The following is a 25,555-nucleotide window of genomic DNA, read 5'->3' on the forward strand; positions in this document are numbered from 1 at the left end:
CTATTCTTATGAGAAGAATTATTTACTTAAAATTATGTTGTATGGCATTACTCTTTTTGCCATACATATTGGTGGGGCAAGAGTATGTTCCTTTAACGGTTTCTTCTGGCTTTAACGTAGATGTTATTGCAGAAGATAGTCCTGCGGTTGATTTCACAACCTCGGCAGTAGATGCCGTAGAGACAGGAGCTAATTTTTGCTTTGTGTCAGTTGGTTTCCCGGGAGCAGGAACAGCTGGTTTTCCGGCGAGTGGAGTTTTTTCCTCTGTCACTTCTTCTGATGTAACATTTCAGTTAGGAGATTACGCGGACAACAATGCCCTAAGGTTAGAAAGTGGTGGCACAGAAAACGGAACATTAACGTTTCAGAATCAAGAAGAAGCTTTAAAGATTTATGTATTAGCAACCGGAGGAAGTGGAGCTTGTACTTTCACAGGAACAATTACTTTTACTGATGATACTACGCAAGCTATTACTACTCAAAACGTAGCAGATTGGTATGGTGGGAGTTCCGTAGCTTATTATTTAAATGGGAGGGTAAATCGGAGCAACAACAACTGGGAATCTGCGTTTAATAATCCTCGGGTTTATCAAATCGAAATAGCTATAGATGCGGCTAACCAAACCAAACAGATTGAAAGTATTCACTTTGTTAATACCCAAACAATTACAGGAAGATTTTTGAATATTTTCGGTGTTTCAGCAGAAATAACACCTGATTGTCCAAAACCTACAAATTTGAGTGTAAGCGATATTACTACCCAGGGAGCAACTGTGAACTGGGAAAGTATTGGAGACAGTTTTGAACTGAAATATGGCATTACCGGTTTTGATGTAGAAACCGAAGGTATATCCGAAATTCTGACTACAACGTCTTTTGTTTTCACAAATACTGAAGTAACAGAAGGGCAAACCTATGACGTATATGTAAGGCAAGATTGTGATGCTGATGGTTTTAGTAATTGGGCAGGACCTTTGACTTTTACTCCGGAAGACGTATTGATATACAACGAAGGGGATATTAGCACTATACACAATACTAACGTTAACAATAGTAGTGAATCCAGTTGCCCGGGAATTTTAACGCTTACGATTCCGGAAGGAAAACGAATTGCTTCTATTTCAACAGAGTATGATATGACAGCTGCAAACGGAGCTTATCGGAGCGAACAACGTTCTTATATCTATTCTCCCGAATTAAGTGCAGGAGAAAGTGCAGTGGTTAATGGAGTAGGGACTGGAGGTACTATGGTTTATGCTAACCGTTCTTTGGATTTTGCTGTTGGAGCTACAAATGCAACGATTACTTTTGAACTAAGAGCTTTCAGAACTTGGACATCTTTTGGGCAATCAACGGACTGTTCCGAATATAACAACAAAGTTGATGATGGTACTTGGAAAATTTTCTATGCCTTGGAAGATATCCCCGCTTGTTTAGAACCTCATATGTCTTCATTGAACGCGACAAATATTACTGCCAATAGTGCAGACTTAGGTTGGACAAGCGACGGAACCGATTTTGATATTATTTGGGGAGAAGAAGGTTTTGACATAGATGATAATGAAGGTACTTTAGAAGAAGGATTCACAAACGGTGGAACACTTTCCAATCTTATTGCCGACACAACCTACGAATTCTATGTACGCCAAGATTGTGGAGCAACCGATGGCGTAAGCATGTGGTCAGGGCCATTTAGTTTTACTCCTCAATATTGTACACCGAGTTATAGTAATCCTAGTTCTAGCCATAGAATAACCAATGTTTCGATTGTAGAAACAAGTTTTTCGGACAGTCCGGCTTCTTATACAGACAGGGACAGAACAAGTGTGGACGTGCCACCTTTGAATGCAGGAGAAGAATATACTGTTACTGCCACAGTTAGTGGCTGGACAGGTGTAGGTGTAGCTATAGACTTTAATCAAAACGGAAGTTTTGAAGAAGACGAAAGGCTGGCACTTCCTGTCTATTCTGCCTCTGACCCGGTTACTTATACAATGACTATAGAAATTCCGGTAGATATATCCAGTGGTAATTACAGAATGAGAGTTTGGCAAAGAGAGGCAAATAGCGGAGCAGGAGAAGACCCTTGCGGAAGCTATGGCTATGGAACCTGGGCAGATTACCTTGTACCTATAATTGGAATTGGTTGTCCTCAACCTCAAGAGATCACTATCTCAGATATTTCTATCGAAGGAGCTGTTATCTCATGGGATGCACCTGCGACAGCACCTGCAAATGGATACAACTACGAGGTTCGCACTTCAGGAAATCCGGGAGAAGAAACAGGGGCGGTAGATGAAGGCACAACTACCACACAAACTGTTACTATCACAGGACTTGATCCGGACACTACCTATCAGGTTTATGTACAATCGGTTTGTGACACTGACGACGAGAGTTCATGGACTACGGCAGTAACATTTACTACTTTATGTGAATATCCGGAATTTGTTTCTGCAACGCCAGGCGAAGTATGCGGAATAGGTACAGCTACCATTTCTGCAGATTTCGGTACTGATGCAATTATACGTTGGTATGATTCCGAAGAAGCAACAACTCATTTATATGAAGGCGACAGTTTCACTACTCCGGTAATAAGTACCGAAACCACTTTTTATGCAGAGGCAAGAACAGCTGACGGTTGCGTTTCGCCACGAGAGGCGGTTCTTGTAACTATAACAGAAGCACCGGATTTAACTCTTTCCGAAACAGAAACAGAGATATGTGTAGCAAGTTCTTCTCAACCGATAACGATAACGTCCGGAGAAGATGACTTTGACACATTCAACTGGTATCCGGAAACCGGAGTATCCGGGAATGAAACAACAGGCTGGGTTTTCAGTCCTTCTGAAACAACAACCTATACGCTTACAGCTTCTCAATCTGACGACCCTTGCTCAGAATCTGTAGAGGTGGTAGTTGTAGTGAATTCTCTTCCGGAAGCAACAAATCTTGAAGAAGATTATTTGGTTTGTCCGGGAACGGCACAATTAATAAGCACCGGAACAGCTGATGGATATGACGTTGTGTGGACCCCATTCGACAACTTGTTCCTCGATGCAGGAGCTACGACAGCTTATAACGGAGAAAGTGCCGAACAGGTATATTTCTACTCTGAGAATGCCGGAGAAACAATGTATGAAGTGGTAGTAACATCTGATGGAGGGTGTGAAGCTATGTTTGAAACAGCAGTAACAGTGCCGGAAGTAGCTACACCAGATATTACTGAAATTTATTTGTGTGTGCCAACATCTGTTCAAGATGCTGTTAGCTCCCCGCTAAACCTGATGTGGTTTGATAGTATTGATGCAGAAGACGCGATTGGCGAGTTTAATGAATCTGGCATTTACTATGTATTAAACGAAGTAGGAAATTGTCAGTCAGAAAGAATTGCCGTAGATGTAACCGTAGAAGGTGTGACCACACCAACCGGCGAGTTAATACAGCAATTCTGTGATAGTGCTACTATTGAAGACCTGATGGTTAATCATACTACAGGAAGCATATTGAATGTGTATGAAAATGCGACTGGAGGAACAGCTTTGAGTCCAGGAACAGATTTATTTACTGGTACTTTCTACATCTCTGAGCAGATTGGTGATGTCTGTGAATCAGACAGGTTGGCTGTTCAGGTAACAATAACACAAACACCACCGGCAATTGTCTCACAAACAATAACTATTTGCGGCTACCAAACATTAGCCAACGTGGAAGTGGGGCAACAAGACGGTACGGAATTATTATGGTACGCCAACTCAACCGCGTCACAGGTGATGGACACTAATGTACAGATTTATGCCGGCACATATTATGTAAGCCAAAAAACAGGTATTTGTGAATCAGCAAGAGCTGCTATTACTTTCGTTGTAAACCAAGTTTTACCACAACCATCAGCAAGTTCTCAAACTTTTTGTAGTTCTGCAATCGTTGCCGATTTAGCGGCAACCGGAGAGCCGGGAGCGGTATTGCAATGGTTTGCCAGTGCAACATCAACTACACCACTTGATGACAATGAAACGTTGAGTAATGGTACTTACTATGTGTCACAAACAATGAATGGTTGTGAGTCAAACAGAAAAGCGATTTCTGTACAGATTGTAAATACAGCCGCTCCGCAAATTGCCAATATGAGCCTTTGTGAAGGAACAACTATTGCAGAAATAGACATACCGGCAACAACCGGAGTTACCTACAAATGGTACATCAGCCCGACAGCTATCACGGCATTACCGGCAAGCACCGTAGTGACAAACAACACCTATTATATCAGTAAAGTGTATGCGGGTTGTGAATCTGAGAGAGTGGTTGTAGATATCGAAACCACTCCCGTTCCGAATGCTCCGACCGGAGAGCCGTTCCAATCGTTTGTTTACAGTGTAAGTATCAACGAGGTAACCGTTGCCGACTTGGTAGTGAACGAAGAAGGTGTATTGTGGTTTGCCCATGCGGATGATGCTGTCACGCTTACCAACCCATTACAGTCTGATATGCCGTTAACGAACAACACAACATATTATGGCGTGATTGTCAGCGACAATGACTGTGTGAGCGAAATATTTACCGTAACAGTTACTGTTACGTTGGGTAACGAAAGGTTTGACAGAACCAAATTGAATTACTACCCGAACCCGGCACAAGATGTCTTGAATATTGAATATACTGATGTTATTGAAAATGTAGAAATTTACAACACAGTTGGTCAGTTGGTAAAAACTCAAGCATTTGACAGCAACTATATTGCAGTAGATATGAGTAGTCTAAGCAGTGGAACTTATCTGTTAAAACTACAAATTAACGGATACCAACAACTCATCAAAGTAATGAAAAAATAATTTATTTAACCCTTTAAAAATTAATCCGTTCGGACGTTATACCGGACGGATTTTTTATTTCTACACCTGATATTAAAAATCTTTCGAATAGGATTTTCTTAGTGTCCGACCAACGAAATCATATAGTTATATATTGCTTGTTAAAAAAACTTTAACGTTAAAGATTCTTAATGTAAAGAAAAAATACTAAATTAGTAGCCAAACTAAATTTTTAATTATTATGAGAAGAATTATTTACTTATGTTGTATGGCATTGCTCTTTTTGCCCATACACATGATGGGACAGGAATATGTCCCTTTAACGGTTTCTTCCGGATTTAACGAAGATGTTATTGCTGAGGATAGTCCTGCGGCAACTTTTACATCTACGGCGGTAGATGCGACAGGATCTGGAGCCAACAATGCTTTTATGAGTATTGATTATCCGGGAGCTACAGTAGGATTACCCGCAAATGGATTAATTAATTCTATTGCAACAACCACTCCAGGGTTATCTTTTCAACTGGCACCCTACGATGACGACAATGTTTTAAGAATTAATGAAAACGGAGGTGAAGGTACTTTGGTTTTTGCAAACCCACAGAGTGCACTTCAAATTTTCGTCTTGGCTACTTCAGGAAGTGCATCTTCCAATTTTACTGGGGTTATAACCTTTACAGACAACTCTACCCAAGCAATCAGTAGTCAAACAATACCAGATTGGTATCAAACCGGGACAAACCCTGCTGCTATTCAGGGAATAGGGAGAGTCTCTCGTGGAGGAGGGAGTCCCGATAACAATTCGTCAAATCCTAAGTTGTTTCAAGTGCCAATTGCAATTGAAACAGCAAATCAAACAAAGTTAATTGAATCAATTTCATTTACTAAAACAAGCTCGGATAGTGGGTTTCTGAATATATTTGGTGTTTCAGCAGAGATAACTCCTGATTGTCCGAAACCAACAGACTTTGCAATGAGTGGTGTTTCTGTCGGAGGAGCTACTTTCTCTTGGGCAGAGGTAGGTGAGGATTTTGAATTCAAATATGGACAGACAGGCTTTGATGTAGAAACAGCGGGAACTTCTGTTGATCTGACTACTTTTAGTTATAACCTGATAGATGTAACAGAAGGGCAAACGTATGACGTATATGTAAGAAGAGATTGTGATGTAGATGGTTTCAGTAACTGGACAGGACCGATAACATTCACTGCAGCTAATCAGGTTACTATTGGAGATGGAGGTGGAAATACCAATGGATCAAGTAGTGACCCTATTGATGATTATTATAGTTCAATGCATTACCAGACTGTATATACCGCAGCAGAATTAACTGCTGCCGGACTTATTGCCTATAATGAATTAACGGAACTGGGATTTTCTGTGTCAGAAGGAACCAATACGGCTTTGTTAAATTATACAATAAAAATAGGTCATACGTCAGCGAGTAATGCCTCCTCGCATATTACTTCTACGGATTTGGTTACAGTAAGAGAGGCTGCTGATTATCTTCCGACAGTAGTTTCTGCAGGAGAATTTGATATGATTGCTTTCGATACTAATTTCGTTTGGAATGGTATAGATAATATTGTAATAGATATTTGTACAGGAGGAAGCAACCCTTTTTCGTCTCCATACGGGGGAGTAAGAACACATTCTATGACAGCTGGGTCTAGGTTTGTAAGAAGTGATACGTCTGAGAGTCGTTGTGATACTAATACAAGTTCAACAAATAGTAACAGACCACAAATCAGATTCTCTTTTGAAGAAGGAACACCACCAACTTGTTTACCTCCTTCGGCCCTTACAGCTACCAATGTTATTTCTGATAGTGCAGATTTGAGTTGGGTAGCCGATGGAGATTTGTTCGATATAGAAATTGTGGCAGCAGGTGAAGAATCTACAGGGGAGCCAACAGAAATAGGAGTGTCTAACCCTTATATTGCCGAAGATTTAGACCCTAATACGGCGTATGAGTATTATGTGCGCCAGGATTGTGGCGACGGTGATTTGAGTGATTGGACAGGTCCATTTAGTTTCACAACCTTATGTAATGCAGTAACTACTCTTCCATATACTGAAAATTTTGATACGTATGGAACAGGTACGGATTCATATCCTAATTGCTGGTCACGTCCTGTAATTTACGAGGGTTTTCCTTCGATTGTATCGTCTCCGTCTGTTAGTTCCAATAGTTTAAAGTTTAGAGCGGCTATAGATGAGCCTACTTATGCGGTTTCGCCGGCATTTGCCGAAGATATACATAATCTCCGAGTTAGATTTTATTTACAAAGAGAAGGAGATAATTCTGGAACTATAGATGTTGGCGTGATGAGTGATCCTACAGATATCAGTACGTTTGAGCTTGTACAAACAATTGACCAAGAAGAAGAGGATGTTTTTGAAGAGTATACGGTATATTTCAATACTACAGAACTTACAGGTGGAAATAATTATATTGCAATAAGACAGAATTCAGATGCACAAAACTGGTATTATTGGGTAGACGATTTTGTAGTAGATGAAATCCCAACTTGTTTCCCACCACTTAATCTTGAAGTGGATAATATTACCACAGATTCAGCGGTAGTAACATGGGAAGTGCCTGATTCTGGTATGGGTAATGATCCTGATGATGGTTACGAAATCGAAATCAGAACAGCAGGTGAACCGGGCGAAACGGAAGGTTTTGTAGCGACTATGTCTGCTACTGATTTAACAGCTACATTGGCTGATTTGGATCCAGGTACAGCTTACACAGTTTATATCAAGACCTTATGTACACAAGATACCGACGAAAGTGTTTGGGAAAGTATTAGCTTTGCGACCGCTTGTGAATTACCGGATGCACCAGCAAATATCACTTTTACAGATATAACTGCGACGGCTACAAAATTAAATTATGAAGCGCCGGCCGCAGTACCGACAGGCTATGTTATTTTCAGAAGTACAAGTGATGTACCGCCAGTGTTAGTTGACGGAACAACTTACTCAACAAGTCAAACAACGGCTATTGCCTCATTAACAGACGGTGATAATACGTATTTCTGTGTATATAACGGAGCGAATTTGGAAGGAAACGCAACAAGCTTAACGTCTAACACAGAATATTATTACTATGTATTCTCAAGAAGTGCGGAGAATGATTGTTTTGGTGCACCATGGTATTCTGAATTATCATTAACAGATAGTGAGGTAACTGCACCAGCAACACCAACAGTGGCAGTAGTAAGCAATCATGCAGATACTTCAGCAACTGTTTCTTGGACAGCATCTAATGCTGGAGGAGAAGTTGGAGCAATTACTTACACATTGGAAGTATATACTGACAGTGAATATGAAAATCCGATTACAGGCTCACCATTTGAAATGGGAGCGGATGTGTCTCAGGATTTAACAGGTTTGGCGGTAAGTACACAGTATTTCTTTAGAATAAAAGCAAATAATACTTATCACGACAGTGGGTATCTAACAGGTAATTTTACCACTACCCAAGTTCCTGCAACGCTTAATTATGAACAAGATTTTGAAGGAACACATGGTTGGGCATTTACCAATAACGATTCGCATGAGAATAATTGGTATGTAGGAAACGCAGCAGGTAATCCAGGAAGCTCTTTGTATATTTCAAAAGATGGTGGAGTAAGTAATGAATATAATACTTCGGGTACACGTGTCGTACATGCATATAGAGATATTGCTGTTCCTGCAGGAACGTCTGATGCGACTATCTCTTTTGATTGGAAAGGTGAAGGAGAACCAGGATCCTCTACTACTAACTGGGATTACTTTAGAGTGTGGTTGGCACCAGCTTCTTATTTGCCAAGTGCAGGTACTTCTCAAATTTCATCTGGCTCGGGACGAATCCGGGTCGGAGGTGACTTTATGGGCGAGTCGGATTGGACTACTTATGAAAATACAGACGTTGATTTGTCAAGCTTTGCAGGGCAAACCATGCGCCTAATTTTTGAATGGAAAAATGATGGAAATTCTGGTTCAGAAGATGCAGCAGCTATTGATAATATTGAAATTACTATTCCGGATTGTTCAAAACCTACAGATTTAGCAATGTCAGGTGTAACGTTGGAAAGTGTAGATTTGAGTTGGACAAGTACTGGGACTACATTTGATATCAAATGGGGTATTCCAGGATTTGATGTAGCTACAGAAGGTACCTTGGTAACAGGTTTTGCAAACGGCGGAACGCTTAGTGGTTTAGATGCAGAAACTTCTTACGAATATTATGTTCGTCAGGACTGTGGAACTGATGGGGTAAGCACTTGGGCTGGGCCGTATGCAATCTATACAGGGCATTGTATCCCTACAGGTTCAGCTAATAATAGTGATGAAATCCGAAACTTTAAGTTAAGTAATTTAGATAACAGTTCGGCAGCTTCAGAAGGAACTAACGGTTATAGCGATTATACAGCTACTGTTGATGCGGCTGAATTACAGGCAAGCTTTTCTTATGTAGCTTCGTTAACCAGTGGCTCTGGTTCAGGAAGTCACGGAGCAGCCATTTGGATTGATTACAATAACAACTTGGTTTTTGATGAAGACGAAATGGTAGCTTTTATACCAAATACGATTTCTGGTAGTTCTACTGTTAGTTTTCCTGAATTTACAGTTCCTTATGGTACAGAACCAGGAATTTACAGACTAAGAGTACAATATCGTTGGGATTCAAGCGGTGCCGATTTGGATCCATGTTCCACATCAACTGGATATACTGAAATAGAGGATTATGCAGTGAGTATTTTGGCGGCGCCAACTTGTTTTCCTCCGTTAAATATCGAGGTAGGTAACATTACCAAAAACTCGGCTGAGGCAACTTGGCAAACTCCTGACTTAGGAAATACGCCAGAAGATGGTTATGTAGTTGAAATCCGAACTGAAAATGAAGAGGATGAAGAAGTGGTAATAGATACAATTGAAACTACAGATTTGTCTGCTACATTGTCTGGATTAGAAGCCAGTACAACTTATACAATTTACATCAAATCATTGTGTACAGAAGATACTGATGAAAGCTATTGGAGTGAGGGCGTAACTTTTACAACGTTGTGTGAGTATCCGGATATGGAGTTGGTAACAGAAGATTTTAATATCTGTGACACAGGAAGCATCAGTTTGGAAGTGGATTCGGAAGGTACAGTAAATTGGTACGATGCAGCAGATGCAACCGAGCCAATATTTACAGGTACAACTTTTGAAACAGACGAACTTACTGAAACAACTTCGTTTTGGGTGGAATCTGTAGCTGAAGGTGGTGGAGAAAGTAGTGTTGGAATGGGAGCGCCTCCAGCAGGTTCTTCAACTTATGTTAATTCAAATTGGGGTGTGGTTTTTGATGTTGATGAAACAGTTACTCTAACATCGGTAAGTATTTTCTCTATTTCAACAGGAACAATTAACATTAAAATACAAGATTCATCAGGAACAGAAATTTTTGAAACAGGAACTGTTGCTGTAACAAATACAGGTATAGACAATGCGAATGTGATTCCTCTTAATTTTGAAATATCTGAAGGCACAGGATATAGAATGTTGGTGAAACAGTATTCAGGGATTGATTTGTATAGACATACAATAAGTAGCCCAAATAACTTCCCTTTTGAATCAGAAGACGGAAAGGTTACAATAACTGCTTCTGAATGGGGAGGAACAACGACTGGAACATATTACTTTTTTTATGATTTAACGTATTCTGGAGATTGCAAATCCCCACGTGAAGAAGTAGTAGTAACAGTAACACCAGTTATTGATGTTGTTACTGCAGAGATAATAGCTATTACTGGGCCAACTGCAACGTTAGAAATAACAGCAGAAGGTGATGCCACTGAATTTGATATCGAGTATGGTGAAACCGGCTATACACAAGGTGATGATTATATATCACTTGTAACAGCTGAAGCAAGCCCATACACAATCGAAGGATTGACAGAAGGCGATGAGTACGATGTATATGTTCGTGTAACTGGTACTTGTGGAGAATGGTTTGGACCAATTACTTTTATAGCAGTAGAGCCTTCTGAACCACAGGTAATCACTGCAGAGGATATCACAAAAGTATATGGTGATGAGCCATTTGTAAATGGTGAATCTGATAGTGGTTTAGCATTAACTTATGTAGTTGCAGACGAAACAGTAGCAACTTTTGTAAGTGGACAACTTGTTATCCAAGGTGCAGGTGAAACAGAAGTTACAGCCAAACAAGCAGGTAACGCCGATTATTTACCAGCTGAAGATGTTACCTTTACGTTAACTGTAACCAAAGCAGACCTTACAGTTACTGCCGATGACCAAACCAAAGTTTACGATGGTGAGGTGTTTGAAGACTGGACAGTAGCATATGAAGGTTTTGTATATGAAGACCAGGCAAGCGACCTTTCAGGTGAATTGACTTATGCAGGAGACGCAGTTACAGCCGTTGATGGTGGTGAATATGATATAGAAATTAGTGGATTAGTAGCTGCTAATTACGAAATCACTTATGTAACCGGTACATTGACGATTACTAAAGCTGAGTTAACCGGTATCACTTTTGAAGACCAAACGGTAACTTATGATGGAGAAGAGAAATCTATCTTTATTACAGGAGATTTACCAGATGGCGTAACCGTTACCTATACAGGAAATGAGGAAACAGAAGTAGGAGACTATGATGTAACAGCTCATATCGATGGTGGAACAAACTATGAAGATATGGAGTTAGAGGCTGTTATGTTTATCCGTGGGGTCTTGACAGACATTACACTTGATGATGCCGAATTCACTTATGATGGTACTGAAAAGACTATCGAAGTGACAGGAGACTTACCGGACGGTGTAACTGTTACTTATACGGGCAATGTACAAACTGAGGCTGGTGAATATGAAGTTGTTGCAAATATAGAAGGAGGAGAGTTCTACTCAGATTTAGAACTAACCGCTACACTTACTATCAATAAAGCAACAATCACAGGAATCACTTTCGAGGATGATACATTCACCTATGATTGTACAGAGCATTCATTAACAATTGATGGAGATTTACCAGCAGGAGCAACAGTTTCTTATACAGGTAATAACCAACTATCACTAGGTGAGCACACCGTTACAGCTCATATAGACGGAGGTAATAACTACGAAAACTTTGAGCTTACAGCAGTGATGACCATAGAAGAATTGCTTCCTGTAATCACAGCTCAATATGCTTGTGCACAATTAGTGACAGCAGATGTTGAAGCAAACCTTCCTTTAGGTTGGGAAACAAGATGGTATGTAAGTGAAGATGCCACAGATGCAGTTCAAACAATTGAAAGCTCAGGAACATATTATGTTTCATCTATCAATGGAACTTGTGAGTCAAGCAGAATTGAAGTAGAAGTTGTCGTGGAGGATATTTCTATCCCAACAGGAGAAACAACACAACAATTCTGTGACAGTGCTACTATTGAGGATATTATAGTGAATCACACGACTGGTACTAACTTAAATGTATATGAAACCGCAACAGGTGGAACAGCATTGGACACAGGAACAGCGTTGTACACAGGTACATTCTATATCGCAGAGCAAATTGGAGATTGTGAGTCGGACAGATTAGCAGTTCAGATAACGGTAACTCAAACTCCGCCGGCAGTAGGTCAACAGACTGTAACAATTTGTGGATTTGAAGTGTTAGCCAACGTAGAAATTGGTCAGCAACCCGATGCAGAATTGGTTTGGTATGCTAATGAGACAACTTCTCAACCGATGAATGCCAACTCTCAGGTTTATGCAGGTACATACTATGCAAGTCAGAGAATAGGTATTTGCGAATCAGCAAGAACAGCCATTACATTTATAGTAAATGAAACATTGCCTCAGCCAACAGCGAGTTCACAAACATTCTGTGGATCTGCCGTAGTTTCTGACTTGGTAGTGACCGGAGCAGAAGGAGCGATGTTCAGATGGTTTGACAGTGCAACTTCAACCACACCGCTTGCAGGCGATGCAGCTTTGAGCAATGGCACTTACTATGTATCACAAGAGTTGAACGGATGTGAATCAAACAGAAAAGCAATTTCTGTACAGATTGTGAACACTGTTGCTCCGCAAATTGCTAATATGAGCCTTTGTGAGGGAACAACTATTGGCGAGGTAGAAATACCTGCAACAACAGGAGTTACTTACAAATGGTATGTAAGCCCGACAGCTATCACAGCATTACCTGAAAGTACAACACTCACAAATGGTGTGTACTATATCAGTAGCGTGTATAGCGGCTGCGAATCAGAAAGAGTGGTAGTAGATATTGAAATTGCTCCTGTTCCTGACGCACCGACAGGCGAAGCAGAACAAGCGTTTGTTTACAACATAAGCATTGATGAAATAACTATTGCAGATTTGGTTGTAAATGAAGAAGGCGTATTATGGTTTGCCCATGCAGATGATGCAGCCACGCTTACTAACCCGCTTCAGTCAGATATGCCATTAGCAAACAACACGACATACTATGCTGTGCTTGTGAGCGACAATGGTTGTATTAGCGAACCGTTTGCAGTAACTGTAACCGTAACGTTAGGCAATGCGAAGTTTGACAGAGCCAAGTTGGTTTACTATCCTAACCCGACACAAGGCATGTTGACTATCCAGTATACTGACACGATTGAAAGTGTAGAAATCTACAATGCGGTTGGTCAGTTGGTAGGAACTCAGGAGTTCAACAACAACCAGATTACGGTAGATATGAGCGGACTGAGCAACGGAACATACTTGTTGAAATTGCATATTGACGGATATCAACAGTTAATCAAAGTAGTGAAAAACTAATCACAATATTGATTACAGATTGAATATAAAAGGAGCTGCATTCGCAGCTCCTTTTTTTAATACATAGTCAAATCGCTATAGAAAAGTAAAAAGTAAATTGTCATTTCGACGAAGAGTGAGGAGAAGCCTCTAACTTATTTGAAATTGCTTCGCCTGTTTGAACAAAACTCTCAAGTCCTCATTGCTCATTTCTTGCTGTATCGGAATGACAGAGAACTTTTAACTTAAACTTCCCGCATATTAAATCTTTGCAATTTGATTATATGATTGTTTACAAGTTAGAAAAGTTCAAAGTTGGGCTGATAAAGGCTGAGGAACATTGAATAACTTGAAATTCCAATTTTGGTTATAGCGATGACAACTTTAAACCTTGAACAAACTCTATAAAAAACACCCCCGGAAGAATTTCTTCCGGGGGTGTTTTTTATATAAAAGAAGGAACAAGGTTTATCCTAAGCTAACGCGTTTAAAACCTGTGACTTCCACGTTAAATTCTTTTACGTATTCGCCTACTTTTTTGCTTTCATCTTTGATGAAGTTTTGGTCAAGCAGTGCTTTTTCCTGGTCTAAAGTAGTATTGTCGGAGATAAACCGCTGAATTTTTCCGGGAATGATTTTATCCCATATTTGCTCAGGTTTACCTTCGGCTTTCAATTCTGCTTTAGCATCTTCTTCAGCTTGTTTGATTACTTCGTCAGTCNTTGATAACCACTACGTTATCTCCGCAGTCCACGTGAGGCGTGAACCCTGGTTTGTGTTTTCCACGAAGTAGCTTAGCTATTTCGGAAGACAATCTACCCAAAGTCTGACCCTCAGCGTCGATGAGCACCCATTGCTTGTCAGCAGTCTGGCTGTTCAAAGATTGTGTCTTGTAACTTAAACTTTCCACTTTTTACTAATAATTTAATTAAACATTCCTGTCCTAAGACATTTCTTAGGGCTTGCAAAAATAAATAACTTTTTTGAGGTGGCAAGGCAAATTCTTTGTTTATGAATAAGATAACGTGTTTTTTTGGGTGTAAATCCGCCTGAATTACTTCTTTAACAAAAAAACTGAAACTATTTTGTAACATTTTGACCACCTCGTTCGTATAACTGATATACCTAACAACACAAATAAAAATAAAGAGGACTAAACAGCAATATGAGACAATTAAAGATTACAAAGCAGGTAACCAATCGTGAAACAGCTTCTTTGGATAAGTACCTTCAGGAGATTGGAAAAGTCGATTTGATTACGGCAGATGAAGAGGTGGAGTTGGCACAAAGAATCAAAGCCGGCGATCAGGTTGCTTTGGAAAAACTGACCAAAGCCAATTTGCGATTTGTGGTTTCTGTGGCAAAACAATATCAAAACCAAGGCTTGACATTACCGGATTTAATCAACGAAGGAAACCTCGGATTGATTAAAGCTGCCAAAAGATTTGATGAAACGAGAGGATTTAAATTTATTTCCTATGCCGTTTGGTGGATTCGTCAGTCGATATTGTCTGCATTGGCAGAGCAATCCAGAATTGTGCGTTTACCACTCAATAAGATTGGTTCTATCAACAAAATCAACAAAACTTTTGCTTTATTGGAGCAAGCTAACGAACGTCCGCCTTCCGCAGAAGAAATTGCGAAAGAATTAGATATGACCGTGAACGATGTGAAGGAATCCATGAAAAATTCAGGTCGTCACTTGTCTATGGACGCACCGTTGGTAGAAGGGGAAGATTCTAACCTGTACGACGTTTTGCGTTCGGGCGAATCGCCAAATCCGGACAAAGAATTAATCCATGAGTCTTTGAGTACAGAGATAGAAAGAGCCTTGGAAACACTGACTCCGAGAGAGGCTGACGTGGTAAGGTTGTATTTCGGATTGGGTAATCAGCATCCGATGACTTTGGAAGAAATCGGAGAAACTTTCGATTTGACCCGTGAAAGAGTTCGTCAAATCAAGGAAAAAGCTATCCGCAGATTGAAACATACTTCACGAAGTAAGATATTAAAAACTTATTTAGGCTAATCATATTAGCTAAATAAAAATAAAAAACTGTCCGGAAAGTAAATGCTTTCCGGACAGTTTTTTGTGTTAATAAATTATTACCAAAAAAACGGCGTTATTAAATAATTGTAAACCAATAATATTTATGATTAATTATCATTAATTTTACACTCAAATAAACCCTTGAACAATGAAAAATAAGGATATTAAAATATTATTGGTCGATGACGAACCGGATATTCTGGAAATATTAAGTATTCATCTCGAAGCTGAAAAATATCAGGTTTTTAAAGCAAAAAACGGTATTGAAGCCATAGAAAAAGCCAACAAAAAAGAACCCCATTTGATAATTATGGACGTGATGATGCCCGAAATGGACGGTATCGAAGCATGTGAAAATATCCGAAGAAATAAAAAACTCGAACAAACCATTATTACCTTTCTGACTGCCCGGGGCGAAGATTATTCCCAATTGGCAGGTTTTGAAGTTGGTGCCGACGATTATATTACCAAGCCTATCAAGCCGAAAGTACTGGTTAGCAAAGTGAATGCATTGCTCAGACGGTTGAAAAATAAGGAACAAAAATCAGGAACGATACAGGTTGCCGATATCGAAATCAATCGGGAGGAATATAAAGTTGTGAAAGCCGACGAGGAAATGGTGTTGCCTAAAAAAGAGTTTGAATTGCTGTATCTTTTGGCTTCCAAACCCGGAAAAGTGTTTAACCGCGAAGAAATTCTGGACAAAGTGTGGGGTAACGAAGTTGTTGTCGGTGGACGAACTATCGACGTTCATATCCGGAAATTGCGGGAAAAAATCGGCGATAATTATTTTAAAACCATTAAAGGAGTCGGATACAAGTTTGAAATTTAATGAGCGTACGGTATAAAAAATCATATAAATTTGCCTTCAAATCGACCTTGTTGATTACCGTTTTTGCGGTAATTTTACTCTCTGCATTGGAGTATCTTTTTGGTGCTTTTCACTTGTGGTTTACGCTGGCATTTGCCGTATTATTTTTTGTTTTTTGCTTTATCGTTCTTCAGTTTCGCGTTGAACATTTCATTTACAAACGCATTCAGAAATTGTATAAACAGGTTTCTTTGCTGGACGAATCCGATTTGCGGAGCCAGCCAGTTACCACCGACATGAAAACGCTGATGCAGGAGTTGAACACTTTTGCCAGAAAAAAGAAAGTGGAAGTCGAAACGCTCAAAATTCAGGAAGAATATCGTCGTGAATTTATCGGAAATGTAGCTCATGAACTCAAAACACCACTGTTTACGGTTCAGGGTTATCTGGAAACTTTGCTGGATAAAAATATTAAACTCGACAAAACACTCAAGAAAAAATACCTTAAAAGAGCCGAAAACGGTGTAGAAAGATTAATAGACGTGGTGGAAAGTCTGGATATGATTACCAAGTTGGAAACCAACGAATTGCATATAGAGAAAACAAACTTTGACATTGTAGCTGTTTTTCAGCGAGTGTTTGATTTGCTGGAACTCAAAGCTGATGAAAAAGATATTGTTTTGCTATTCGACAAAGACCATTACCGCAAGATATTCGTGTATGGCGATGAAGAAAAAATCTATCGGGTAGCGATTAATCTTATGGAAAATTCCATTAAATACGGCAGAAAAAACGGTACTACCGAAGTTGCCTTTGAAGATTTGACCGACAACAAAATTCTAATCCGTATTACCGACGACGGAAAAGGTATTGAGCCTAAACATCTTCCGAGGTTGTTTGAGCGTTTTTACCGGATAGATTCCAGTCGTCAGCGAAAAGTGGGCGGTTCCGGTTTGGGATTATCCATTGTCAAACACATTATTGAAGCTCACGACGAACATATTTATGTGGAAAGTGAACCCGAAAAAGGTTCTACATTTTCTTTTACCATGCAAAAGGGCAGGGAGGAATAGATTATTTTTGTATGTCAAATTATTGAGGTCGTAAGATAATTACATATTACCAAACTCAGTAAAAGTCTTTAAACACAACGTTTGTCATTCCGTAGGAATCTCTAAGAGCGTCTGTAAAAGATGCTTCCAGCATGACAAATACGACGTTAAGTTCAAAACACCGTTTGATTTATAACGTTTTATTAAATATTATGTATGAATTTAAATAGTACTTCTATCAAATTATTAGATAAATTTTAAACAGGCTCTTACTTTTTCAACCGAACATTCGTAACTTTGCGGGAGTTTGATTTTTGATATGAAATTCTATTTAACTTTGATAGTATTGGTCGTGTTATTCGGCTGCAAAAAAACAACTTCCGACACCTATTCACTCAACGAAGAGCAAGTCAGAAGGCAGGATTCTTTGTTCAATAACGTGAATCAAAAGTGGATTTTCGAACGACCGGAAACACCAAAAAATGTCCAGGTTAAAATCAACGAATGGAAAGAATGGCACGATTTGCTGGAGGAAATCTCGTCCAAACCTTTATCATCACTTTCGGCTTTCAGGCAGGAAGCGGAAAACCTCACTGCACTGGGCGAAAAACTATCCGTTTCGGTTCCGGAAGAATTTAATAATCAAGCTGTTCAGAGCAGAATCGCTTTGCTGAACACACATCTTCAAAATCTGGATATGTACATGCAGTTAGACTTGATTCCGGATAAAAAAATCAGTGAAATATTAGCAAACATCAACAAAAGCACCCAGTCGATTGTCAATCAAATGGAAGAAATTCTTCTGAAGAAAAGTATCCCACGTGAAGAAGGGGAAGAAAACTTATACCAAAACATAGATACTGTCAGACGAGCTACTTCAAAAGTGTTGCCTTAATCCTATGAATTTATCAGACATATACGCTAACAACAGTAAAACCAAACAATTACTAAAAAGCATTCTTGTAAAAAGAAACCAAATTCTCGCCAAAGGTTTTGTCGGGTCGTCTTTGTCTTTTGTCGTTCAGGAACTTTTCCGCCAGGCTGACAATCCGTTTATGCTCGTGTTCAACGACAAGGAGGAAGCGGCTTATTATCTGAACGATTTAGAGAATTTGCTGAACAAAAAAGATGTGTTGTTTTATCCCGGTTCATATCGCCGACCTTACGAAATTGAAACAACAGACAACGCCAATGTTTTACTTCGGGCCGAGGTGCTCAATCGCATCAATTCCCGCAAAAAACCGGCGATTATTGTAACTTATGCCGATGCGTTGCTCGAAAAAGTAGTAACCAAAAAACAATTGGAACAAAATACGCTCAGGCTGATTTTGAATGAAGAAATATCACTCGACAAAGTCAATGAAACGCTGTTTGAATATGATTTCAAACGCGTTGATTTTGTTACCGAACCCGGCGAATTTTCTGTTCGCGGCGGTATATTAGACGTATTTTCGTTTTCTAATGATTTGCCTTATCGTATTGAATTTTTCGGCGATGAAATTGACAGTATCCGTACGTTTGATATCGAAACACAATTATCGGTCGAAAATCTGAAAAAGATTGATATTATCCCAAATATTGCCAACAAATCCACACAGGAACAGCGGGAAAATTTTTTGAGTTTCATCAAAAATGAAACGATTGTTTTTGTGCAAAATACACAATTTTTAAAAGACCGTTTACAACATCTTTTTGAAAAAGCCGAAGATGCTTTTGCTCGGTTAGACCAAACCATCAAACGATTAAGCCCGGCAGAAATGTTCGTTTCCGGCAAGGAATTGACCAAACAATTATTCCATTTTACTTCGGTTTGCCTGAACGAAAATCCGGATTTTGTTCCGAATGAAAAAATTGAATTTCTCTTTCGTCCGCAACCGACTTTCAACAAGCAATTCGATTTGTTGATTGACAACCTGAATACCAATCATCAAAACGGTTATGTCAATTATTTGTATTGCACGAGCGAGGCACAAGCCACTCGTTTTTACGATATTTTCGAGAATTTCAAAGAAAACGGACAGAAACAGGTTATTTCGTACGAAACCAAAGTTTTTCCGTTATATCAGGGATTTATCGATGATGAAAACCAGATAGCCTGTTACACCGACCATCAGATTTTTGAGCGGTATCATCGTTTTTCTATCAAAAATTCCAAAAACAAAAAGCAAAATATTACCCTTAAAGAGCTGACTTCTTTGTCGGTAGGCGATTATGTGACGCATATCGACCATGGAATCGGAAAATTCGGCGGGTTACAAAAAATAGAAGTTGATGGCAAAAAACAGGAAGCCATTAAGTTGATTTATGCAGACAATGATATTGTATATGTCGGCATACATGCTTTACATAAAATCGCCAAATACAACGGCAAAGACGGTGCCGAGCCGAAAATATACAAATTGGGATCACAAGCATGGAAAAACCTGAAGAAAAAAACCAAAGCCCGGGTTAAGGAAATTGCTTTTAACCTCATTAAACTATATGCCAAAAGACGGACAGAAAGAGGTTTTGCTTGTGCCCCAGACAGTTATTTGCAGGCTGAATTGGAAAGCTCGTTTCTTTATGAAGATACGCCCGACCAGTACAAAGCGACCAACGATGTCAAAGCCGATATGGAAAACGAACGACCGATGGACAGATTGGTTTGTGGCGATGTCGGGTTCGGAAAAACGGAAGTTGCCATTCGTGCTGCATTCAAGATGGTGGACAACGGCAAGCAAGTGGCTGTGTTGGTTCCGACTACAGTTTTGGCGTTTCAGCATTACCAGACTTTCAGGGAAAGATTGAAAAATCTGCCGATTCGGGTGGAATATCTCAACCGTTTCAAAACCGGAAAGCAGAAAACCCAGACGCTGGAAGATTTGGCAAACGGAAAAATCGACATCATCATTGGTACACATCAGTTGGTCGGAAAAAGCATTCAATTCAAGGATTTGGGCTTGCTGATTGTTGATGAAGAACAAAAATTTGGCGTTGCCGTAAAGGATAAGCTCAAAACATTGGGCGAAAACATTGACACATTGACTTTAACTGCCACGCCGATACCGAGAACTTTACAGTTTTCGCTGATGGCGGCACGTGATTTGTCCATAATTTCGACACCACCGCCTAACCGTTATCCGATTGAAACATCGGTAGTTGGTTTTAATGAAGAAACTATCCGCGATGCCATCAGCATGGAGCTTGAACGTGGCGGACAAGTGTTTTTTATCAATAACCGAATCGAAAATATCAGGGAAATTGCCGGAATGATTCAGCGACTGGTACCTGATGCCAGAGTGGCTGTCGGTCACGGGCAAATGGACGGCAAACAATTGGAACGAACATTACTCGATTTTATCGATGGGAAATATGATGTGTTGGTTGCCACCACGATTATCGAAAGCGGGTTGGACGTACCGAATGCCAACACTATTTTTATCAATAATGCCAACAATTTCGGACTGTCTGATTTGCACCAGATGAGAGGTCGTGTTGGGCGAAGCAACAAAAAAGCGTTTTGTTATTTTATTTGTCCGCCTTATAGTTTGATGACCGAAGAAGCCCGAAAACGCCTCGAGGCTTTGGAACAGTTTTCGGATCTGGGAAGTGGTTTCAACATTGCTATGAAAGATTTGGAAATCAGAGGGGCAGGGGATTTGCTCGGTGGCGAACAAAGCGGTTTTATCAACGAAATCGGTTTTGAAACTTACCAGAAAATCATGAATGAGGCAATTGAGGAACTGAAAGAAGATGAATTCAAGGAATTATATGACGAAAACGAACCGGAAAAACCGAAGAAATACGTCAGAGATTTTGTGCTGGAATCTGATTTCGAAGTGCTTTTTCCTGATGATTATGTGAATAACATTACTGAGAGAATGAATCTTTACAACGAGTTGAATGCCGTCAAAAATGAGCAGGAGCTGGCAAAATTTGAAGAGAAAATAACCGATATTTTCGGACAGATTCCGCCAACTGCCAGAAATTTGCTGGACAGTGTGAAAATCAAATGGAAAGCGGTGGAGTTAGGCATCGAAAAACTTGTGCTGAAACAAGGAAAAATGATTGGTTATTTTGTTGCCGACCAAAGTTCACCTTTTTACCAAACCGACCAGTTCAGAAAAGTGCTCATGTTTGTACAAAACAATCCGACGTTGTGTAGGCTGAAAGAAAAAGAAACCAAAAAAGGTTTGCGATTATTGCTTACCTTTGAACAAGTGAAAAGCATTGACAAAGCGTTGTCGTTAATCTATAAAATCAACTAAAAATGAGAATGATATTTGCCTTTTTGTTATTGATTTTGAGCACTGATGTTTCGGCACAGCAGGATTCGGTGTATGTTCAGACAGAAGTTATCGTGCCTGAAACAGTTACTGACAGTGTTGATGTGCCTATACGAACCAATGCCCGTTTTGACAAAGGTTTGCGGGCTTTTAGAAATTATATTGCTGAGAATTTTAACTTCCATAATGTAAATATTGAAGAGCTGAACCTCGACCCGCAGCAAGCCTATTATACGGTTTATCTGCTATTTGATATTGATGAAAACGGAAACCCTCAAAACTTCAAACCTGTCAATTCAACGAAAGAAAACAGCGTGTACAAAGAGGCAGTAAGAGTAGTAAAATCCAGTCGTTGGGTTCCTGCCACCCAAAACGGCAAACCGATTTCGCAAACGTTTTCTGTACCTGTTTCGGTTTATGTGGAAGATTTGTTGGGAAAATGATTATTGAAAAGATATTGCCTGTTAGATGTTGACGGCTGAACATCTAAATTAAATCTAATTCGGAAATTTATCCATCAAAGCCTCGTCGATATGCTGTTTTATGGGCTTGATTTTTTCCAGATATGCCGGTAAATCATTTTTATCCATTGCCTGAGAGGTCGGCAGATTTTGTTTTAACGGGTCAACCTGTACGCCATTTTTCCAGAAACGATAACACACATGAGGCCCTGTTGCCAAACCGGTGCTGCCTACCCGCCCGATAGTTTGTCCTTGCTGAACGGTTTGTCCTCTTTTTACCAATATTTTGCTCATATGCAGGTATTGTGTTGTGTAGGTGGCGTTATGTCTAATTTTAACATAATTCCCGTTTCCGGCGGTATATCCGGCTTCTATTACTTTGCCTGCTGCCGTTGCCATAATCGGTGTTCCGTGCGGTGCAGCATAGTCGGTGCCATTATGAGCTTTCCAACGTTTTTGTACCGGATGAAACCGACTCTTGGTAAATTTAGACGTAATCCGGAAGTATTTTAGTGGGGCTTTCAGAAACATGGTTTTCATCTGCTTGCCGTTTTCATCAAAAAATTCTGTGGTTTTGCTATCGGGTTTGGAATGAGAAAATCCATAAACTTCTTTCCCCTGATAATTAAAATAAGCTCCTAAAATTTCATCAATTCCAACATAGATAGTGTCATTGATATATTTTTCACGGACAGTTACCGCAAATCGGTCGCCTCTTCTGAATTTAAAGAAATCGACCGACCAGGCAAAAGCGTTCGATAAGTGTGTTCCCAATCCGGGGTCTAAGCCTTCTCTTTGTAAAGATTCGGACAACGAACCGGAAATTTCTCCGGCAACGGTTTTCTCTGTATAAGTTACCGGATAATTGACGGTATAAGCATAAGTGGAATCTTTGAAATTAATCACATTAAACCCCATATTGTCAGGTTCATAGACTAATATATCCAGCGTGGAAGGAGTTGTTTTGCTTTTGAGTAAAGTAAGCACTTTTCCGGGACGAAGCTTTTTGTAATCAAAAGAATCCCGGACTTTTTCGGCAGTTTTGGCAATTTCTACTGCGTCGAAATCGTGCCGGGCCAGAATTTTACTGAGATTATCGCCTCGTTTGATTGTATCGCGTTCAATGATGTAGTCATTCAGCGGGAAACCAAAGATGTTTTCTTCCGGCAACGAATCAACAGAATCATTGTTGTTGCCATCAGTTGGCAGATTCTTGTTGTTATCACAGCCAAAACAGCCTAATAATACTGCGATTGCTAATGCTAAAGAAAATAAATATGTACTGCGTATATTACTCATTCAAAGCATTTTTTCCCCAGTTGGCTAATTCTTCTTCAGACCATAATTCAGGGAAAAATATCCTTCTTTGATATTCCGGCAGCATATATTTTTTCCAATCACTTCCTCCAGTTGCTTCCTGCGGCCCCGATTCGCTTTCGATATATTTTTTGGCTGCTTTGAAATGTCCGATAACCCAAGTAATGTTTACCGTTTTGTCATAGTGACGCATCGCATTGACCAAATTTTCATTTTTCTGGTCTTCTTCCGGCAGTTGTTTGAATCTCTGCCAAAGGTTGATGGTATTGTATTCTTCCATAAAATCAAGGAATTCTTTTTTGTATTTCTTTTCGAATTCATTGATTAAATAAGATTTTTTGCCTGTTTTATAATCTTTGCCTGCTGCTTGCCAATAAAGGTGTTCCAGGGCGTGCTCGTATGGCGTGTTCCGGTCAATGGTTGCTCTGTGACGTGCATCAATCAGATTGATTAAATCGGTAGATGCGAATTCAATTAAACGATATTGAGCACTTTGGAAACCGCTCGCCGGAGTAAGTGTGTGACGAAATTTAAGATATTGCTTAGTTTCCATGCCGTCGCCCATAATGTCGAAAGAGGTGGTAAGCATGTCAAAGTAACGACTGATTCTATATAGCCTTTCCGTGAAAAACTGTGTCGTCAGATTTTCGGCATAAGACACTTGTTTGATTTCCCATAGAATCATTTTGAATAGTAATTCATTGATTTGGTGGTACATAATAAATACCATTTCGTCAGGGAAAACAGAACGTTGCGTTTGCAGGCTCAGCAAAGCATCTGTCTGTATATAATCCCAATAAGTGATTGGTTTTTGCCACAATAAACCTTCCAGGTGGGTTTCGGTTTTTTGGTCAATGGCACGAAATTTTTCTTCGAGTTTTTCAATGTTTTCCTGATATTTTTGCATGGTATCTGTCATCAGTTTCCGAGTTTTTGTTTTAATCCTTTGTGTTCAACCAATTCTGCTTTTAACGAACCAACCAATAAACTCGCCTCAACGCGTAGTGGAACTTTAGATGAATCGTCTGAAACCCAGATTGTTAAACTCTCTTGTTCCTTAAACACACGACCGGCTTGCACGTATGGTCTGAACTTTAATGCAGTTTGTTCCCCAAATTTAGTTTTTATTTTTTCCTTACCAAGGAACTTTAATTTAAATTTATAAATTTCGTCATCAAAAAACATATCTATCTGGATAGATTCGTTCTTTTTCATGTTGGATATTTTCGGATTATTTCTCAATGCATAGAAAGCCGAAATGACGTCCTGTATATTATTACTGATGGAGTAGGAACTGCTTTTGGAGTTTTTATGGTCGATTACTTTAACGGTGTTGTTGCTGTAATTGAACAAACTTTCCTGATTTCGGGTGTAACCACCTTCGTAAATATTCCTGATTGAGCGATAAGGACGTCCTGTTTGTACGTCAAAATAGCTTTGGTAATCGTCGCGTACTTTGAAAAACGCTTTGGTTACTCCGGTAGTTTGCCCAAAACCTTTGGCGTGGAAAACTTTTTTACCGTCATAGGTAGTTTCATTCAGTTCCAGTGTAGCATATCCGGCACTAAACAAACCATACGATATTTTGAATTTGAAATATTCGCCTGATTGAAAAACGTTCTGTGCATAGATGGTTGCTGCACTTGTAAGGATTAAAAATGTTAAAAATATTTTTTTCATAACTGGTTTCTTTTTCTGTTGATGGTACAAATTGCGTACCAAAGCATAAAATTAAAAAAACTCAGCCGATAAAGCTGAGTTTTTAAGATGGTTTTTGGAATTGTTGTTTAGAGCCTGTTTAAAATTTATCTAATAATTTGTTTATGCTTCTTTTTGGCTATAACTGCGTTAAATTTTAAAACGATAGCTCTGCTATCCTTTGAAAATTTGCCTTGTTCTATCTCAAAAATAACCTATAAACATTTTTACAATACAAATTTAAACAGGCTCTTAGAAACTGTGTTATTTTTTAACCAAGAATTACACGTGTTAAGGCAATTTAATTTTATTAGTTC

General features: G+C 39.5%; 11 protein-coding genes and 2 pseudogenes. 8 read left to right on the plus strand and 5 right to left on the minus strand.

The annotated features are described in order from the left end of the window. Positions 1–41: 41 nt before the first annotated feature. Complete coding sequence (locus CDL10_RS03905) at positions 42–4,832, plus strand: Ig-like domain-containing protein (protein WP_165772978.1); 4,791 nt, start codon at positions 42–44, stop codon at positions 4,830–4,832. Between the two features lie 220 nt (positions 4,833–5,052). After that, positions 5,053–13,605 (plus strand): fibronectin type III domain-containing protein, encoded by an 8,553-nt coding sequence (locus tag CDL10_RS03910; protein WP_100677331.1) that lies wholly within the window; start codon positions 5,053–5,055, stop codon positions 13,603–13,605. Positions 13,606–14,052: 447 nt separating this feature from the next. On the opposite strand, the pseudogene CDL10_RS03915 reads toward CDL10_RS03910, so the two are convergent. Next, positions 14,053–14,304: pseudogene (locus tag CDL10_RS03915) on the minus strand (translation elongation factor Ts); the annotation flags it as partial. Between the two features lie 4 nt (positions 14,305–14,308). Next, positions 14,309–14,494, minus strand: a pseudogene (locus CDL10_RS03920) (uL13 family ribosomal protein); the annotation flags it as partial. A gap of 255 nt (positions 14,495–14,749) precedes the next feature. On the opposite strand from CDL10_RS03920, the gene CDL10_RS03925 reads away from it, so the two are divergent. The 6 genes from CDL10_RS03925 (at position 14,750) to CDL10_RS03950 (ending at position 22,205) form a co-directional block, all read left to right on the plus strand. Further along, positions 14,750–15,613, plus strand: coding sequence for a sigma-70 family RNA polymerase sigma factor (locus tag CDL10_RS03925; protein WP_100677333.1), 864 nt, complete (start codon positions 14,750–14,752; stop codon positions 15,611–15,613). Positions 15,614–15,782: 169 nt separating this feature from the next. Further along, positions 15,783–16,466, plus strand: a complete 684-nt coding sequence (locus tag CDL10_RS03930) for a response regulator transcription factor (RefSeq protein ID WP_100677334.1) — start codon at positions 15,783–15,785, stop codon at positions 16,464–16,466. Continuing rightward, positions 16,466–17,518, plus strand: coding sequence for a sensor histidine kinase (locus CDL10_RS03935; RefSeq protein WP_100677335.1), 1,053 nt, complete (start codon positions 16,466–16,468; stop codon positions 17,516–17,518). The genes CDL10_RS03930 and CDL10_RS03935 overlap by 1 nt, the downstream gene beginning before the upstream one ends. A 298-nt stretch (positions 17,519–17,816) precedes the next feature. Continuing rightward, positions 17,817–18,392 carry a hypothetical protein gene (locus CDL10_RS03940; protein WP_100677336.1) on the plus strand — a complete coding sequence of 192 codons (576 nt, stop codon included), beginning with the start codon at positions 17,817–17,819 and terminating at the stop codon, positions 18,390–18,392. Positions 18,393–18,396: 4 nt separating this feature from the next. After that, the gene (mfd, locus tag CDL10_RS03945) at positions 18,397–21,744 is read left to right on the plus strand and encodes a transcription-repair coupling factor (protein WP_100677337.1); all 3,348 of its coding nucleotides are present in this window, start codon (positions 18,397–18,399) and stop codon (positions 21,742–21,744) included. 2 nt (positions 21,745–21,746) lie between these two features. Beyond that, positions 21,747–22,205, plus strand: coding sequence for an energy transducer TonB (locus tag CDL10_RS03950; RefSeq protein WP_100677338.1), 459 nt, complete (start codon positions 21,747–21,749; stop codon positions 22,203–22,205). Positions 22,206–22,259: 54 nt separating this feature from the next. Here the strand turns inward: CDL10_RS03950 and CDL10_RS03955 are convergent, their stop codons facing one another. From CDL10_RS03955 to CDL10_RS03965, 3 genes are read right to left on the minus strand one after another with little or no spacing between them, the layout of a single operon-like run. Beyond that, the gene (locus CDL10_RS03955; RefSeq protein WP_100677339.1) at positions 22,260–23,522 is read right to left on the minus strand and encodes a M23 family metallopeptidase; all 1,263 of its coding nucleotides are present in this window, start codon (positions 23,520–23,522) and stop codon (positions 22,260–22,262) included. After that, positions 23,515–24,459: a tryptophan 2,3-dioxygenase family protein gene (locus CDL10_RS03960; protein WP_100677340.1), complete on the minus strand. Its 945-nt coding sequence runs from the start codon at positions 24,457–24,459 to the stop codon at positions 23,515–23,517. The genes CDL10_RS03955 and CDL10_RS03960 overlap by 8 nt, the downstream gene beginning before the upstream one ends. Continuing rightward, positions 24,459–25,220 (minus strand): DUF3108 domain-containing protein, encoded by a 762-nt coding sequence (locus CDL10_RS03965; RefSeq protein WP_100677341.1) that lies wholly within the window; start codon positions 25,218–25,220, stop codon positions 24,459–24,461. Before CDL10_RS03965 ends, CDL10_RS03960 begins: the two co-directional genes overlap by 1 nt. Between the last annotated feature and the right edge of the window lie 335 nt (positions 25,221–25,555).

Source organism: Avrilella dinanensis (genome assembly GCF_002807015.1).
Lineage (GTDB): Bacteria > Bacteroidota > Bacteroidia > Flavobacteriales > Flavobacteriaceae > Flavobacterium > Flavobacterium dinanensis.